General features: G+C 44.6%; 14 protein-coding genes. 7 read left to right on the top strand and 7 right to left on the bottom strand.

Going from position 1 to position 15,811, the window contains the following annotated elements; genetic code table 11:
- The 6 genes from ACYVNW_RS08610 to ACYVNW_RS08585 all read right to left on the bottom strand — a co-directional run bounded on the left by ACYVNW_RS08610 (window position 1) and on the right by ACYVNW_RS08585 (window position 7,528).
- A complete protein-coding gene (locus ACYVNW_RS08610) occupies window positions 1-864 on the bottom strand; it encodes an ABC transporter permease (RefSeq protein ID WP_460679446.1) in 864 nt (287 codons plus the stop codon).
- Window positions 857-1,990, bottom strand: a complete 1,134-nt coding sequence (locus ACYVNW_RS08605; RefSeq protein WP_460679445.1) for a glycosyltransferase family 4 protein — start codon at window positions 1,988-1,990, stop codon at window positions 857-859. Before ACYVNW_RS08605 ends, ACYVNW_RS08610 begins: the two co-directional genes overlap by 8 nt.
- A complete protein-coding gene (asnB, locus tag ACYVNW_RS08600; RefSeq protein ID WP_460679444.1) occupies window positions 1,983-3,770 on the bottom strand; it encodes an asparagine synthase (glutamine-hydrolyzing) in 1,788 nt (595 codons plus the stop codon). The genes ACYVNW_RS08605 and asnB overlap by 8 nt, the downstream gene beginning before the upstream one ends.
- Before the next feature lie 81 nt (window positions 3,771-3,851).
- Window positions 3,852-4,361, bottom strand: coding sequence for a UpxY family transcription antiterminator (locus ACYVNW_RS08595; RefSeq protein ID WP_460679443.1), 510 nt, complete (start codon window positions 4,359-4,361; stop codon window positions 3,852-3,854).
- 11 nt (window positions 4,362-4,372) lie between these two features.
- The gene (locus ACYVNW_RS08590; RefSeq protein WP_460679442.1) at window positions 4,373-6,793 is read right to left on the bottom strand and encodes a GumC family protein; all 2,421 of its coding nucleotides are present in this window, start codon (window positions 6,791-6,793) and stop codon (window positions 4,373-4,375) included.
- Window positions 6,794-7,528 carry a polysaccharide biosynthesis/export family protein gene (locus ACYVNW_RS08585; RefSeq protein ID WP_460679441.1) on the bottom strand — a complete coding sequence of 245 codons (735 nt, stop codon included), beginning with the start codon at window positions 7,526-7,528 and terminating at the stop codon, window positions 6,794-6,796. It abuts the gene before it with no gap.
- A gap of 177 nt (window positions 7,529-7,705) precedes the next feature.
- On the opposite strand from ACYVNW_RS08585, the gene ACYVNW_RS08580 reads away from it, so the two are divergent.
- The 3 genes from ACYVNW_RS08580 to gap all read left to right on the top strand — a co-directional run bounded on the left by ACYVNW_RS08580 (window position 7,706) and on the right by gap (window position 10,704).
- Entirely contained in the window at window positions 7,706-8,455 is a 750-nt protein-coding gene (locus ACYVNW_RS08580) for a glycosyltransferase family 2 protein (protein ID WP_460679440.1), read from the top strand.
- A gap of 56 nt (window positions 8,456-8,511) precedes the next feature.
- The gene (locus ACYVNW_RS08575) at window positions 8,512-9,615 is read left to right on the top strand and encodes an MraY family glycosyltransferase (RefSeq protein ID WP_460679439.1); all 1,104 of its coding nucleotides are present in this window, start codon (window positions 8,512-8,514) and stop codon (window positions 9,613-9,615) included.
- A 72-nt stretch (window positions 9,616-9,687) separates the two neighbouring features.
- Window positions 9,688-10,704 (top strand): type I glyceraldehyde-3-phosphate dehydrogenase, encoded by a 1,017-nt coding sequence (gap, locus tag ACYVNW_RS08570; RefSeq protein WP_460679438.1) that lies wholly within the window; start codon window positions 9,688-9,690, stop codon window positions 10,702-10,704.
- On the opposite strand, the gene ACYVNW_RS08565 is transcribed toward gap, so the two are convergent.
- Window positions 10,701-11,300, bottom strand: coding sequence for a hypothetical protein (locus tag ACYVNW_RS08565; protein ID WP_460679437.1), 600 nt, complete (start codon window positions 11,298-11,300; stop codon window positions 10,701-10,703). The two genes, gap and ACYVNW_RS08565, sit on opposite strands and share 4 nt — an antisense overlap.
- A gap of 155 nt (window positions 11,301-11,455) precedes the next feature.
- Here ACYVNW_RS08565 and ACYVNW_RS08560 point away from each other — a divergent pair, with 155 nt between their 5' ends.
- From ACYVNW_RS08560 to ACYVNW_RS08545, 4 genes are all read left to right on the top strand, one after another.
- Window positions 11,456-11,905, top strand: a complete 450-nt coding sequence (locus tag ACYVNW_RS08560; protein WP_460679436.1) for a GNAT family N-acetyltransferase — start codon at window positions 11,456-11,458, stop codon at window positions 11,903-11,905.
- A 93-nt stretch (window positions 11,906-11,998) separates the two neighbouring features.
- Entirely contained in the window at window positions 11,999-13,189 is a 1,191-nt protein-coding gene (locus ACYVNW_RS08555; RefSeq protein ID WP_460679435.1) for a phosphoglycerate kinase, read from the top strand.
- Window positions 13,186-13,608, top strand: coding sequence for a GNAT family N-acetyltransferase (locus tag ACYVNW_RS08550; protein WP_460679434.1), 423 nt, complete (start codon window positions 13,186-13,188; stop codon window positions 13,606-13,608). Before ACYVNW_RS08555 ends, ACYVNW_RS08550 begins: the two co-directional genes overlap by 4 nt.
- A 121-nt stretch (window positions 13,609-13,729) precedes the next feature.
- A complete protein-coding gene (locus ACYVNW_RS08545) occupies window positions 13,730-15,592 on the top strand; it encodes a CocE/NonD family hydrolase (RefSeq protein ID WP_460679433.1) in 1,863 nt (620 codons plus the stop codon).
- Window positions 15,593-15,811 lie beyond the last annotated feature (219 nt).

Raw genomic sequence — 15,811 nt, 5'->3', positions numbered from 1 at the left:
TTATATCGTATCAATAAAAGAGCGTTCAACTTTGTTAAATATAATGGTACCCACTATCAGAGTAACCAGTGTAAACACACAGCTGTATCCCAGCAATTGCCAGCTGAAAGTTGCCGTACCTAAAAAACCGTACCTGAAGGTTTCAATAATCGAAGTAATCGGGTTGTATAGAATCAGTCCCTTATAGGCCGAATACTTTTTAGTGATTTCTGATAGCGGATAGATTACCGTGGTGGTATACATTAACAAAGGAATGCCAAACGAAATTACAAACGATAAATCGCGGTATTTAGTAGTTACCGCCGATAAAATCATACCCAGACCTAAACCCAAACCGGCCAGTATCAGGATGAGCAACGGGAATAAAAGAATATAACCGTTAGGCGTAAAAGTATAACCGTTAATTTTGAAGTAAAGCAGAAGGCAAACAAACAGCACAAATTGTACACCCAGTTTAATTAAACTGGAACATACCACACTCAATGGCATAATCAGCCTGGGAAAATACACTTTGCCCATCATACCAGCATTATCCCTGAATACACCTGAGGTTTTGCTTAGGCAGTCTGAAAAATAGTTCCATAATATGGTGCCGGCCAGGTAAAACAAAGGTTTGGGCAAGCCGCTGGTTGAAATACCGGCCAGGTTGCCAAACACAATAGTATAAATAATAATAGTGGCTACCGGTTGTATGAAAAACCACAAGGGCCCTAATATGGTCTGCTTGTAGAAAGAAACAAAATCGCGCCTTACCAGCAAGAACAATAAGTCGCGGTACGCCCAGGTTTCTTTTAGTTTGAGGTTGAAAATGCTGGATTCTGCTTTTATTTCATAGTCCCAATAGTCGGGCGATTGTTCACTCATTTGCATTGGTAGTTAAGGTTTGCCACAATTTGTTCCGGTAGTTTGTTTCGTTAAAGTAGGTGATACATTTGCTTTGCAACAGCTTTCTTTTTTCAGTAGATAAAGGGTAGGCAAGGCAGCGCTTAATGGCCTGCATCAACTCATCTGTACTGTCGGCATCAATGCATTCACCCAGTTCACCGTTTTTCAGGGCATCGGCGCTGCCATCGGCATTGCCGCTAATGACCGGGAGGCCGCAGGCCAATGCTTCGATAAACACCAGCCCAAAGCCTTCTTTTTTACTTGGCAAAACAAATAAATCGGCTAATAAAAAATGATCTGTTAATTCTTTATTTTCAATAAATCCGGTTACAATCACATGGTTTTGTACCTGGTGCTGCGCAATGAGGCGGTGTATGCGTTCCTCTTCGGCGCTATCATACGGCCCGGCCAGTATATATTTAAGCTGCGGATGAGTGGTGCAAAGCTTTGATACGGCCTTAATCACTTGCTCGTACCCTTTATACTGTTCTGTTGAAGCCAGGCGGGTAAGCGTAAATATTACTTGGTGTTGTTCTCCTAAGTTATACCGTTGCTGCAGGTAGCGGGGTTTGGTAAACACAGCCGGAAATTGCATTAAAGGATCCAGCGCATTATTTAGTACCTGCATTTTGTTGTTTGGTACCTGGTGCAAGTGCTGCAGGCGGCTTTGGGTAAAACTGCTTACACAAAATATAAGGTCGCATTTTTTCAGCAGCAGCTTTTGTACAAAGCTTAAGGGGCGCCATACCTCAATACCATGAGCAATGAGATAAACCTGGCACTCTGGACGGAGAAACTTAACCAATACACCAACCAATGCCAGATTAACATGGCTCAGAATAAGACTATGTGTTTGCCTGCAGGATAGCAGGTTGCTGAGTACAAATTTGATTCGGGCATTTTTAAACCCTGTAAAACTGCTTTCAGCAACATATTGCGGCAGCAGGGTGGATTGCGGATCGTGTAATGACCACAACTGGAAATGGCAATGATTAGCATCGGCCAGCTTTTGCAGGGAATAGCCTAACGTTCGGGTCATTTTTTGAATGCCGCCCGTAGTACTAAAGGTTTGCAGCGTTAATAAGCGTATAAGCGGTTTAGGCATAATGCTGTAGCTGATAAAGTGCAAATGCTTTTGACCAATGCATTTTGCCCTGGTTAAAGCGCCGTATGACTTGTTTTGCAGCAGGTGTATCGTATTGTGTTTCGCTGTTGATCGCCTGATAGCGTTGCATCCATTCCTGTAGCGGAAAGCTGAACCCCATTTTTGGCCGGTTCCAGATAGCATCCGGCAGTAAATGCTTAAAGCTGTCTGAAAGTATTTTTTTAGGTGGGGAGCCGGCCAGTCGCAACGCCGGGTGTATACGGGCTGCATCGCGCATAAACTGCTCGTCTAAAAAGGGTACCCGCACTTCAAGGCCGTGGCTCATGCTCATCACATCAGTATCGCGCAGCAGCTGGTTCTGCATGTACAAATTGGTTTCCATCCAACCGGCTTTAACCGCGGCGCTCATGCCTGTTGGTATAAGCAGGGGTAAAGCATATAAAACTTCTTTTACATGCTTTTGTGAAATATTGAGTAATTCGGAAATTTCTGAAATGGTGAATATGCCCCTCAGAAAGAGGTATTCGGCTACCGGGTGATCATCTGCCAGATAACTGATGCGCTTATAACCCGATGGGTTAGCTGATAAAAGCCGCCCAATCAAACCTACAGGCAGCAACTTCAAATATTTAATGTATTGTGCTCGCCTGAATGATGGATAACCACCAAATTGCTCATCGCCGCCCAGGCCAGATAGTACTGCTTTTAAGCCGCTTTGCCGGGCATATTTACTGATAAACCAGGTATTGATGCCGTCGGTAGTTGGGGTATCCATACTTCGCAATACGGCGGGCATGCTTTCTTCAAAATCGGTATAGGTAACCAAGTGTTCGTGCCGCTGCCCTTGCAACCGGCGGCCAACCAGTTCCTGATAGCTGCGTTCATTGTAAGCAGCTTCATTAAAATAAATGGAAATGTATTTTAACTGTTGGTGGCTGGATTGGTTGGCCAGCATAGCCAGCAAGCTCGAATCAATGCCTCCGCTCAAAAATACGCCAATCGGGGCATCGGCTATCAGTTGACGTTCAACTGCGGCTCTCAGGCTTTTTTCTATTAGAGCCTGCGCCTCATGTTCATTAGTTATTAATGTAGTTTCAAGTTGAGTACGATAATCGGTGATTGTAAAAGCACCGTTTGCATGGTTCCAGCACAAGTAGTGGCTTTTAGGCAGATGAAGAACATCTTTCAGTGTAGTATACGGCTCCGGAACGTGGCCGAAAGCAAGAAAACGCACCCGCCAATCTTGGTCTGTTTCAGTGGCAATGCCGGCTTCCCTCAATGCTTTCACCTCTGATGCAAAGCTGAGCTGCCCTTTATGAATATGATAATATAAAGGCTTAATACCGCTGGTATCGCGTACCAGGTAAGTGAGTTGCCGGCGGGTATCATGCAGTGCAAAGGCAAACATGCCCTGCAATCTGCCAAAGGCAGCTACACCCCATTGCAAGTAAGCCTGAATAATTACCTCGGTGTCTGTAGCCGATTTAAACAAAGCCCCTGCTTGCAGCAATTCAGCTTTTAAAGAAAGATAGTTATATATTTCTCCGTTAAAGCTCAGCCAGACTTGTTGCTGTGCGTCTGCCATGGGCTGGTGGCCATTGGCACTCAGGTCAATAATGGAAAGGCGGCGATGACCCAGACATAAACCAGCAGCTGCATTAGTGTACAAGCCTTCATCATCGGGGCCACCGTGCTGTAATGTGGCGCACAAGCGGGCTGCCTTTTGCTTTAAATCAGCTAAGGGTAGTTGTTTATTGATGATGCCGGCTATTCTGCACATGCAGTTCTCGAAAAATTCCGCAGCTTCGCCGCGTAAGTCACAAAGGTTGAATGTAACTTATTAATAATCATTGAAGTATATTTAAAGCCGCTCTATAAAAGAGGCGGCTACATATATAATTACCGAGCCCAAATCGCCCAGGCGTAAAGCCAGTTGTTTTTGCGAACGGTAAGAGACCACTTCAGCCAACAAACCTTTTAGGGGGCCGGCCTTAATTTTCACCTGCTCGCCTGGCTGTAAGGCTTCTTCGGTTATTTCTAATTCATACGAACTGGCCAGCAGCAGTTGCAGTTCGTGTATATGTTTATCGGGCATGGTGGCCGTTTTGCCCGAAAAGTAAATGAAGCGCACAATTCCCTTAGTCATCAGTACCTCTGTTTTTTGTGCTTCGTTGATACGCACAAACAGGTAAGATTTAATCAGTGGCTCATCCACCCACTTTTTACGGTCGCTCCATTGTTTAAGCTGCCGCTGCAGCGGCAGGTAGGCTTCTATCCCTTTTTTGCTTAGCGCTTCATAAGCCTTTTTTTCGGCACGGGCACTGGTGTAAACCGGATACCATTGTTTTTTTTCAACCGTGGTTGCCTTCATTTGTATTCGGTTTATTTAAACCAACGCCTGATGTCCCACCATCGTGATTTCGGCTCATCTACATAATACCCCGATCCGCTGTAGCCGCTGTAGTCGGAGTAATAATAATAACGCGAGCCGTAATTTTCACCGGTAAACTTGGTGGTATAATATCTGGAGTGCAGTAAGTCCTCTTCGTAAGCATTCAGGATAATCACCGTATTATTTAAATGATACTCGGCGGCCACCCGCTGCGGTATAGTAGCTGCATAGTATTTGGATTTGCCAGAGCGAATGACAAATACATTGATATCACTCAGCCTGATGAGCGGTATGGAGTCTGACACTAAACCGATAGGGGCGGTATCAATCATGATGATATCATAAGTTTGCTTCAGTTCATCCAACAGGCTTTTCATGCGGTCGTTGTGCAGCAGCTCCGAAGGGTTAGGTGGTACCGGTCCCGAAGGGATAAAATCGAAATAATTGTTTTCGGCTTTATACAGTACTTCATCCAATGTGTGCTGGTTGGAAAGATAAGTGCTCAGGCCTTTGTCATTAGGAGTTTTAAAGGTTCTGTGTAGCTTGGAGCGACGAAGGTCGGCTGCAATCAAAATTACCTTTTTATCAATTAAAGATATGGTGCTGGATAAGTTAACGGCTACAAATGATTTACCTTCGCCCGCTACCTCGGAGGTGATGCAAATGATTTTGCTTTGCTTTTCTGACGCCAGGAAATTAAGATTGGTCCGCACCGAGCGTATGGATTCGGCAAATACAGACTTTGGTTCGCTCAGAGCCAGCACCTGGGTATTGTCTTCATCTACTGCATGCGGAAATTTGCGTATTACCCCAATGATAGGCACCGTGGTTAAGCTTTCAATCGTTTCTTTATCGTAAATGTAAGGGTTAAGTATGCGTATCAATACGATAATACCAAAGCCAATGGCTAAACCAAAAATGATAGCACTGCGATAAATGTCATGTTCGTTGGGCGATATGGGGCCAAAATTGGCCTGGGCCTGTTCTACAATGGTGGCGCCGGGTAAAATAGCCGAACGGCTGATTTGCGCACCCAACTTTTTTTCCGATAAAAACGAATATACCTTTTCATTGATATCATTGCCACGGTTAATCACCACCAAATCGCGCTGCGCCGAGGGTAGGGCTGATATTTGCTGGTTAGCCTGGTTCAGCTGGGTTTCTAAGTATCTTTTGTTACTTAACATGCGGCCTTTGTTGGCATCCAGGTTATTCAATACCGCATTTTTTATTTGTAGAATTTGCTGGTTAATATCACTTATAGGCTCCGAATTGGCGTTATAAGTTTTCAGCAAAGTTCTTCTTTGTGCAATAAGCCCGTTTAAATTACCAACCAGGCTGCTAATCAAAGGGTCAAGTGTACCGGCCATGTTCAGGTTAAGGCTCACATTCTCCTTGTCGTGCATTACCTGCTGCTTCAGCTGGTCAATGGCAATCAATTGTAAATTCAGTTCTGAGCGCTGCCCTTCAAGGTCTTTGGCTTTGCTCATGGCATTGGTGGCGGAGGTGTTTACATCCAGAATCTTATTTTTCCGCTGAAAATTAATTAATGATTTTGCAGAAGAATTTACCTCTCCCGAAAGATAATCCAGCTGATTATCAATAAAGCTGATCATCTGGGTTGCCGACCGGGTTTTTTGATTCCGGTCGAAATTCAGATATTCCAGCATGATAGCGTTGAGGATGTCGGCCGCAAATTGGGGGTTGGAATCTGTTTCCTGAAGCGAAATAATGTTGGAGTTCTTCATCACTTCGCTGGTGTGCAAGCCGCCCTGTACACGGCCCACAAAATCGTCGGGGTTGTTAAACTTAAATAAGTAGATCGCTTTATCGCCAGGTATGACCGAGCTTCTGATGCTGAATGCCGTTGGGCCAACGTTTACAGGCGTATTGTAAGTACAGTTTTTGGTTATTTCCTTAATACCTTCTTTGTAGCTCAGGCTGTATTGCCTGGCATTGATGCCCTTAAACTTTATCAGGTCATGATAAAAATTAAGCGTATCAAACTTCAATAATTCTATATCCAGTGGTTTATGAGGGTAAAGCTCACTGGTGCGTACACGGCCTTCCAAAAAAAAACTGATGCGGTAATCAATATCTTTAATAGCATTCAGAATTACCTGCCGGCTCTGTATAACGAAGCTTTCACTTTGTACCCTTGAAAATCCCCGCTCCGGAGTACTTACCGTACCACTGATATCTGTAAGTTCGGGCTTTTTGTCTTCAAGTTTCAGCGTAGACGAGGTGGCATAAGTTTTTGGGGTATACCACAAGTAAACATGCGCAATAAAATAACAAATGGCTACTGAAGCCGCTATCCAGTACCAGCGGCTTATAATGATTCTGCCTATTTTAAAATAATCAATTTCCTGGTGTGGCAGTTTGTTTTCCTGCTTGTTGATTTCTTGCATCTACCGTGAAAATGAAAAAATAAGCAAACCCGTATTCAGGAGCAGTAAGGCCGGTTGTACCAGAGTAGAAATATATTGCAAATTTTCGCTGCGCGCAGCACGTTTGCTTTGCTCCACATAAACAATATCATCGTTCTGCAAAACCAGGCGCGGGTCACCCAGGGTTTTCACCTGGCTTAAATCAGCCCAGATGATTTGAGGGTGTGCTTTGTTGCCCCGTACAATTTTTATATTCTTTTCGTTAGCCTTATCGGTTAAGCCGCCAGCTGCGCCAATCATGTCAATCAATGTTGTCTGCTCCTTTACCAAAGGAAAGTTTCCCTGCGATCTTACCTCTCCTAAAAGCGTTACCTTCAGGTTGGTTATTTTTAGCTCGATAATTGGGTCTTTCAATAATTTTTTACGGTAAAGATCTTCTATTTGTTGCTCTGCTTCGTAGCGGGTGAGGCCGGCTACTTTAATATGGCCAATTACCGGAAGCGCCACTGTGCCGTCATCCTCTACCTGGTAGCTTTGGCCCTGGCTTGAAGCAGCAGCGCCTGCAGCACTTTCGCCCGAAATAGATGCCATATTTTGCAAGTTGCGCAGTTGCAAAATATCATAAGGCTTGATACGGTAGATGCCAGCTGCGGGCATCACCTGTGCCGAATCGGCAAGGGGTTGCTGGGTTTGAAATAATAACTGATGCTGCTTTACAGCGCATGAGCTCAGCATCACAACTCCAACCAAAATCACCAGTAAACAATACACACAATTGAGCAAACGCATAGCCTTATTCCGCAACCGAACATTTAATTAAGAATTCAAAAATATATATTTGATTTTATAAAATTTTAACAGATTGAAGTTCTTTCATATTTGCGCCGCCAAGTGAGCATCTGTTGAATAGTGACCATAAATTATACATGCCCTGTGCTACCCCTTAAAATTTCCATCATTACTGTTTGCTTTAACGCAGCGCACACCATAAGTAAATGTATTGAATCGGTAATCAGTCAGGATTACCAGCATTTGGAATACATTATAATTGATGGTGGTTCTACTGATCATACTTTAGCTATAATTAAAAGTTACGGAAAGGGCATAAGCCGGTTGGTTTCTGAACCTGACGATGGAATATACGATGCCATGAACAAAGGCTTGGCCTTGGCTACCGGCCATGTGGTGGGAATTTTAAATGCAGATGATTATTTGGTAAACCAGCAATGCGTAAGCGCAATTGCAAACGCCTTTTTACAATCGGGGGCTGATATTGTTTATGGAAATTTAAATTATGTAAATCCGCAGCAGCAAGTTATACGTAGGTGGAGGTCAGGAAATTACAGCGGGGGGGATTTTGACTGGGGATGGATGCCGCCGCATCCGGTATTTTATGCCAAATATAATTTGTTTGAGCGCATGGGCAACTACCGGTTGGATTATGGAAGTGCAGCTGATTATGAGCTGATGCTGCGTTTTATGCACCGCAAAAAAATACGGGTTTATTACCTTGATATGACGCTGGTACACATGTTAACCGGTGGTGCAAGCAACAAAAACATTTCAGCTCGCGTAAAAGCACTTAGGCACGATTACCGCGCCATGCGGATAAACGGTATTAAATTTCCGCTTATAACAATATTATTTAAGCCATTAAGGAAGCTACACCAGTATTTTCCTTAATATGATAAAGTATTTTACTATTATTGTGGTGCATATCAATCGCCCTAATTAATGTTATGCTGAACTACTTGTATACCCACCAGTTGTTGTATTACGGTATGATACTGCTATGCGCAGCATCAATTGCACTTATTGCTATACCATCAATATTACACGTAGCGCGCAAGCGTCATTTATATGATGATTTGGGGCATTTCAGAAAACAGCACGACCAGGGCATACCCCGCCTGGGTGGTGTAGCCGTATTTGTAAGTTTTACCATTACTGTATTGATGTTCGGCATTGCCGATAAAGTACTGCCTATCAATTGTCTGATATCTGCCTGCATCGTACTGCTGGCTATGGGTTTAAAGGACGATCTGCATGGTGTTAACCCTTCCACAAAGTTTGTTATTCAATTTTTAGTTGCTGTTATTGTAACTATTTGCGGCGACATACGCATTCATAGCCTGCATGGCATATTGGGTATTACACAACTGCCTTATGTATTTAGCATATTACTTACGCTGTTTTGTATTATACTGGTAGTAAACGCGTTTAATTTAATTGATGGCATTGACGGCCTTGCGGCAACCTTAGGCTTAATGTGCAATTGCACCTTTGCTGCTTTGTTCATTTACCTGGGGCAATACCAGTTAGCTGCTGTGGCCCTGGCCATTGTAGGCGCTATATTCGGCTTTCTGAAGTTTAATATTACTCCTGCAAAAATTTTCATGGGCGATACCGGTTCCTTGCTGGTTGGTCTTATTTCAGTCATCATGGGTATAGAAATGCTAAACGCAGGAGGTGCTGTTCAGGCACTGGGTATGCATTGGTTTTCGGTACCGGCCCTGGTAGCTGCCGCTTTTATTACTCCTTTGTTTGATACTACACGTGTATTTATTTTCAGGGTGGCTGCAGGCAATTCACCTTTTAAAGCCGACCGCAACCACATACATCACCGCCTGTTAAAATTGGGTTTAACTCATTTGCAGTCTACATTGTTATTGGTAAGCATCAATATCGTGGCTATTGTGCTGGTGCTGGCTACCGGTATGCACAATGCTTTGTTAGAAATATCGGGCTTGGTAGTAAGTTACCTGCTGCTCAACTGGCTGCTTACTTTTGTGCTGCGTTCAAAAAAGCGCGAGAACCTGGCCCTGCGCAATCTGTTTGCTTAATTTGTATCCCCACGCTTTCATCTGGAAGTCCGTTTTTTATTTGCGTAAATTTGCGGCCTTATTTTACTTATAATGAGGATTGCTATTAACGGATTCGGCCGCATAGGCCGCATCTTCCTGAGAAATATTTTAACACAACCGGATACAGAAGTTATTGCTATCAATGATATTACCGATACCCATACGCTAGCTCACCTGTTTAAGTATGATTCGGTACACCGCAGGTTTCAAGGCACAGTAAGTGCGGATGACACGCACTTGATTGTAAATGGAAAAGCCATTCAGGTATTGGCAGAAAAGGATCCGGCTCAATTGCCCTGGAAAGAACTGGAAATTGACCTGGTAGTTGAATCTACAGGAAAATTCACCTCGCGGCAAGGGGCAGAACTGCATTTGCAAGCCGGTGCCCGGCAGGTAATAATATCGGCGCCAAGCACCACTAAAGATGTGCCTGCCGTAGTATTGGGTGTAAATGATAGTGAGATTGACTTTACATCGCCCATTATTTCCAACGCCTCTTGTACCACCAATAATGTGGCTACTATGGTAAAGGTATTGCATGATACCTGGGGGATTAAAGATGGTTACATTACCACCGTGCATTCCATGACAGGCGACCAAAACCTGCATGATGCACCGCATAAGGATTTACGCCGGGCCCGTGCAGCATCGGCATCCATTATACCCACCACTACAGGGGCCGCAAAAGCGATTACCACTATTTTTCCGCAATTGGATGGTAAATTGGGTGGTGCGGGTATTCGGGTACCGGTACTTAATGGGTCGTTAACTGATTTTACCTGTACACTGCTCAAACCGGCCACGGTAGAAGAAATTAACCAGGCTTTTCTTGAGGCGGCCAATGGTCCAATGCAAAATATATTGGAGTATACTGAAGATCCAATTGTATCTAATGATATTCTAGATAACCCGCACAGTTGCATCTTCGACTCAAAGCTAACTTCGGTGGTAGGTGATTTGGTAAAAGTAGTAGGTTGGTATGATAACGAAATGGGCTACTCCAGCCGCCTGGCCGATTTGGTTAAGCGCATACAGGAAGCGGGTTCACAAAAAAAGGCCTTAAATTAAGGCCTTACATAGATAATATTGGCGGTGCCGGTTACCGGAACCGAGTTTAAGCCGTCGTCGGTGAAGTAAGTATTATAATTTACTTTGTCTCCGGTACGCTGTAAAAACTCGTTTCGGGCAGCATCCGCCGCAGCTTTGCCAGCCGGATAACCCTGTAGGAAAGTAATCACTCTCGAAATCTTTAAATTCGTGTAGGTATTGCCATTAATCACCGTATCTGATTTGGATTGCAGGGTGATGTTGTTCAAATTCGATTCCAGGTAATTATATACATATGCGCCCTCTTTATTAGGCGTAGTAAATAAAATACCGTTCAGTTTCGAGTCTTTAAAGCTTTCCTCAAAACGTATTCCCCAAGCGTTGGCATAATCATCAGAACGTACAATCAGCGCCACACGGTCGTAATAGGTGAAGCTTAACACCGTATCCTTCTGCTGAAAGTTGTCTACTACCACACGCTGGTTATCAGCTTTTATCTTTACGTCATATTGTTTGGTAGGCTCAAGGCTGGTAGTTTTATCTCCATCAGGTGTGCTTTTTTTCTGGCAACTGCTGGCCATCACACACAGGCATATTCCTAATAAAAAGTATTTCATCTGTTATTGTCTTTCTGTAACGGCAAATTGTAGTGCAATTTTAATGCCTCTGCATAAAATAGTAGCCAGAGTTGTAATTTGCCCTGCAATAATAGCTATTATACGATATTGAACTATACAAAGATTGAGCTTGTAGAATTTATTACTCACAAATAATGATAAAATTGATATCGAGCAGCGATGTGTTACCGCTGCGTAACCAGGTATTGCGCGAGGGCAAGTTAACTTTAGAAGAATGCCGCTTTGCAACCGACGATTTACCCGGCAGCTTTCACGTAGGTAGTTTTGATGAAGAACAACTGGTGTGCATTGCATCTTTTCATGTTCAGTCTTATGCAGGTAAAGAGGGAACAGGTTATCAGTTGAGAGGTATGGCTACTGCGCCCGGTTATCAGGGCAGCGGTATAGGCAGTAAACTGGTAACTTTTGCTATAGCAGAACTAAAGCAAAAGGAAGCAGATTATGTATGGTGCAATGCCCGTAAAAAAGCAATGAAGTTTTATGAGCGCCTGGGTTTTGCCATTGTTTCTGATGAATTTGAGGTGCCCGGCATTGGGCCGCATTATGCCATGTATCTTGATTTGAAAACAAATACCGGCCATTGATGTCATATCAACATTACACGCTGCATTCGGTAATTACATATATTTTTCTGAATTTGGCAGCCGTTAATCACTAAGATGACCTCAACGCATACAATGAAAACAATAGATCAAACCAATTTTGCCGGGAAGAAAGCCGTAGTACGGGTAGATTTTAACGTACCGCTGGATAAGGAATATAACATTACTGATGACAAGCGTATTACCGCTGCTCTGCCTACCATTAAAAAGATTTTGGCCGATGGTGGTGCTGTAATTTTAATGTCGCACCTGGGCCGCCCTAAAGAAGGCCCTACTGAAAAGTATTCATTGAAACATTTGGTAAGCCACCTGTCTGAGCTATTAGGTCAGCACGTACAGTTTGCCGATGACTGCATTGGTGAGCAGGCTACTGAAAAAGCTGCTGCTTTGCAAAGCGGACAAGTATTATTGCTGGAAAATCTGCGCTTTTACAAAGAAGAAGAGAAAGGTGACCAAGCTTTTGCCGAAAAGCTGGCTAAACTGGGCGATGTATATGTAAACGATGCCTTTGGCACGGCCCACCGTGCGCACGCTTCAACCGCTATTATTGCACAATTCTTCCCTAACGAAAAATATTTTGGCTACCTGATGGCAGCCGAACTGGAAAATGCTGAAAAAGTGTTGAACGGTGCAGCTAAACCTTTCACCGCTATTATGGGCGGCGCCAAGGTATCTGACAAAATTGAATTGATTGAAAGCTTATTGGAGAAAGTTGATAACCTGATTGTGGGCGGCGGTATGGCCTATACTTTTGCCAAAGCGCAGGGCGGCCAGATTGGTAAATCACTGGTAGAAGAAGATAAATTGGAGTTGGCCAACAGCTTGATTGAAAAAGCAAAAGCCAAAGGTGTAAACTTGTTACTGCCTACCGATTCGGTAATTGCAGATAATTTTTCTAACGATGCGAACACCGACACTGCACCTAATAACAAGATTAAAGAAGGCTGGATGGGTTTAGACATTGGTCCGGACACCATAGCTGCATTCAGTAAGGTAGTAGAGGAGTCAAAAACCATTTTATGGAACGGACCGATGGGCGTATTCGAAATGGAAAAATTTGAAAAAGGTACCAAGGCCGTTGCCGATGCGGTAGTGAAGGCTACTCAGAATGGTGCGTTCTCCTTAATTGGTGGTGGCGATTCTGCCGCAGCCGTAGCCAAATTTGGTTTGGTAGATGACGTGAGTTATGTATCAACCGGTGGTGGTGCCTTGCTTGAATATATGGAAGGCAAAGAATTACCGGGTGTAAAAGCCATTAATGAGTGATTGTAGTTCGGCCCATTGCCGCAGGTGACCGTGCCCTGCTACGGCCGCTGTTTTTAGCATCGCGCCGGCAGGCTTTTCATTGGCTTAACCCAGACCAGTTTAACCTGTCGGATTTTGATCAGCAAACCGATGAAGAGGAAATATGGGTGGCTGAATTGAATGGTTCCATAGTTGGTTTTGCTGCCGTATGGCTGCCCGACAACTTCATCCATCATTTGTATGTAACACCCGACCATCACCGCGAAGGGATAGGTGAGGCCTTGCTTGATGCCTGTTTAGGTTACTATGGCAAACCGCTTACACTCAAATGCCTTAAGCGCAACGAAAATGCGCTGGCATTTTACACCGCTCAGGGCTGGATAGCCATTGATGAAGGCGGCGATGATTTGGGTGAATATATAGTACTGCAACTCAATTAAGTTAACAAATCTTTACTATCAACATAGTTACAACAAAAGCCACCCCTACAGGTGGCTTTTGTTATTATATTCGTGGCTCAATCAACTCAGTTATCATCTTTATAAGATACAATCCGATTTCATGAAGAAGCTACTCCTTATTTTGTTCTGTTTTGCTACCATTACCGCATGCGCACAGCCCAATAACCCCGATGCGGCCTACGTAAAGGAAAATTATACTAAGTATGAGTACCAGATACCCATGCGCGATGGCAAAAAGCTGTTTACCTCAGTATATATGCCCAAAGATCAAAGTAAAAAATACCCTTTCATAATGGACCGTACCTGTTACAGCGTAGCGCCTTACGGAACGGACAGATACAAAGGCAGCTTGGGCCCATCGCCGTTGTTTTTGCACGATGGTTACATTTTTGTATACCAAGATGTGCGCGGCCGCTGGATGAGCGAAGGTATCTACGAAGAAATGACCCCCGAAAAAGAAGTGCACAAAACCAAGCAGGATGTAGATGAGGGTACCGATACCTATGATACTATTGACTGGCTGCTGAAAAACATCCCGAATAACAATGGAAAAGTAGGCGTGTGGGGCATCTCATATCCTGGTTTCTATACTACTACTTCGTTATTGAGCCGCCACCCGGCATTGGTAGCTGCCTCACCGCAGGCACCTATTGCCGATTTGTACCGCGATGATGCTTTCCATAATGGTGCTTTTATGCTGGTAGCCAACTTTGGCTTTTACCCCGGCTTTACCAACCGCCAGGATGATAAACCCACCCAGCGCCGTGCTCGCGGTTTTGATGCCGGTACTAATGATGGTTATGATTTTTTCCTGCACATGGGTTCGGTGAAGAATACCAATACTTTGTATTATAAAGATACCATCCGCCTGTGGAACGAAATGCTAGATCATCCGAACTACGATCAGCATTGGAAAGACCGCAACGTGCTGCCGCACCTGCACGATATTAAAACCGCTGTACTGGTCACCGGCGGCTGGTACGATGCCGAGGATTTATACGGTGCCATTAATACCTACAAAACACTGGTAGCCAAAAACCCGAAAACGCCTGTATACTTTGCGATGGGACCCTGGGTGCATGGCGGCTGGGCACGTGGTGCTGGTGACCACCTGGGCGATGTGGATTTTGGCGGCCCTACCGGTCCATACTACCGCGAGAATATTGAATTTAATTTCTTTAATCATTACTTGAAAGGAACGGAGCTGAAAAACTTGCCTAAAGTATCCACCTTTGAAACCGGTGCCAATCAGTGGAAAAATTACAACGTATGGCCGCCGCAGGAAGCAGAGGAGAAAAACCTGTACTTTTTACCCGGTGGGAAACTGTCTTTTACTGCACCGGCTGCTGCCGGCAATGTGTTTGATGAGTATGTATCTGATCCTGCCCACCCGGTACCTTTTTACGAAGGCATTGATAACGACATGACCCGCGAGTATATGACCGGCGACCAGCGCTTTGCCTCACGCCGCCCCGATGTACTCACCTACCAAACCGAAGTATTGGACAAAGACATCACCCTGGCCGGCAACATCTGGGCTAACATGAAGGTAGCCACCACTGGCACCGATGCCGATTACGTGGTGAAAGTAATTGACGTATACCCTGACTCTACCCAGAACAACAAGTGGACCGGTAAAAACCAGCAACTAAGCGGCTACCAGCAAATGGTACGTAGCGAGGCTATGCGCGGCAAGTTCCGCAACGGGTTTGATAAGCCCCAGGCCTTTGTGCCCAACCAGGTAACGCCGGTGAACTTCGAGCTGCAGGATGTGCTGCACACGTTTAAGAAAGGTCACCGCATTATGGTGCAGGTGCAAAGCACCTGGTTCCCGCTTATTGACCGCAATACCCAGCAGTTTCAGGACATCATGAAGGCCAAAAATACCGACTTCAAGAAGGAAACCGAGCGTATCTACACCTCTAAAGAGCACCCTAGCTTTTTAAAGGTACGGGTAATGTAAGGGGTGCTGCGCGGGTGCTGCGCGCAGCGGGTGCAGCAGGCGCAGCACTACGCAGCACCCTGAAGCAGTGCGCAGCACCCGCAGCACCACGCAGCAGTGGCATAAACGCGTCAGTAGTTTTTTGGTAGATTAATCTACTTATATACAATTTCGAAGTTGGAAACTTCGAAGAGCGGAATATAAACCAGTTTCCGTTCCACCACGTTATTGCGGGGAACG

It is taken from the genome of Mucilaginibacter koreensis (genome assembly GCF_054783355.1).
This window is presented reverse-complemented; position numbering and strand designations above follow the sequence as displayed.

Bases quoted from the DNA above. Each gene is read 5' to 3' on its own strand.
- gap (WP_460679438.1), top strand. From the start codon at position 9,688: ATGAGGATTGCTATTAACGGATTCGGCCGCATAGGCCGCATCTTCCTG.
- ACYVNW_RS08575 (WP_460679439.1), top strand. From the start codon at position 8,512: ATGCTGAACTACTTGTATACCCACCAGTTGTTGTATTACGGTATGATA.
- ACYVNW_RS08590 (WP_460679442.1), bottom strand. From the start codon at position 6,793: ATGCAAGAAATCAACAAGCAGGAAAACAAACTGCCACACCAGGAAATT.
- asnB (WP_460679444.1), bottom strand. From the start codon at position 3,770: ATGTGCAGAATAGCCGGCATCATCAATAAACAACTACCCTTAGCTGAT.
- ACYVNW_RS08560 (WP_460679436.1), top strand. From the start codon at position 11,456: ATGATAAAATTGATATCGAGCAGCGATGTGTTACCGCTGCGTAACCAG.
- ACYVNW_RS08565 (WP_460679437.1), bottom strand. From the start codon at position 11,300: ATGAAATACTTTTTATTAGGAATATGCCTGTGTGTGATGGCCAGCAGT.
- ACYVNW_RS08555 (WP_460679435.1), top strand. From the start codon at position 11,999: ATGAAAACAATAGATCAAACCAATTTTGCCGGGAAGAAAGCCGTAGTA.
- ACYVNW_RS08595 (WP_460679443.1), bottom strand. From the start codon at position 4,361: ATGAAGGCAACCACGGTTGAAAAAAAACAATGGTATCCGGTTTACACC.
- ACYVNW_RS08610 (WP_460679446.1), bottom strand. From the start codon at position 864: ATGAGTGAACAATCGCCCGACTATTGGGACTATGAAATAAAAGCAGAA.
- ACYVNW_RS08545 (WP_460679433.1), top strand. From the start codon at position 13,730: ATGAAGAAGCTACTCCTTATTTTGTTCTGTTTTGCTACCATTACCGCA.
- ACYVNW_RS08605 (WP_460679445.1), bottom strand. From the start codon at position 1,990: ATGCCTAAACCGCTTATACGCTTATTAACGCTGCAAACCTTTAGTACT.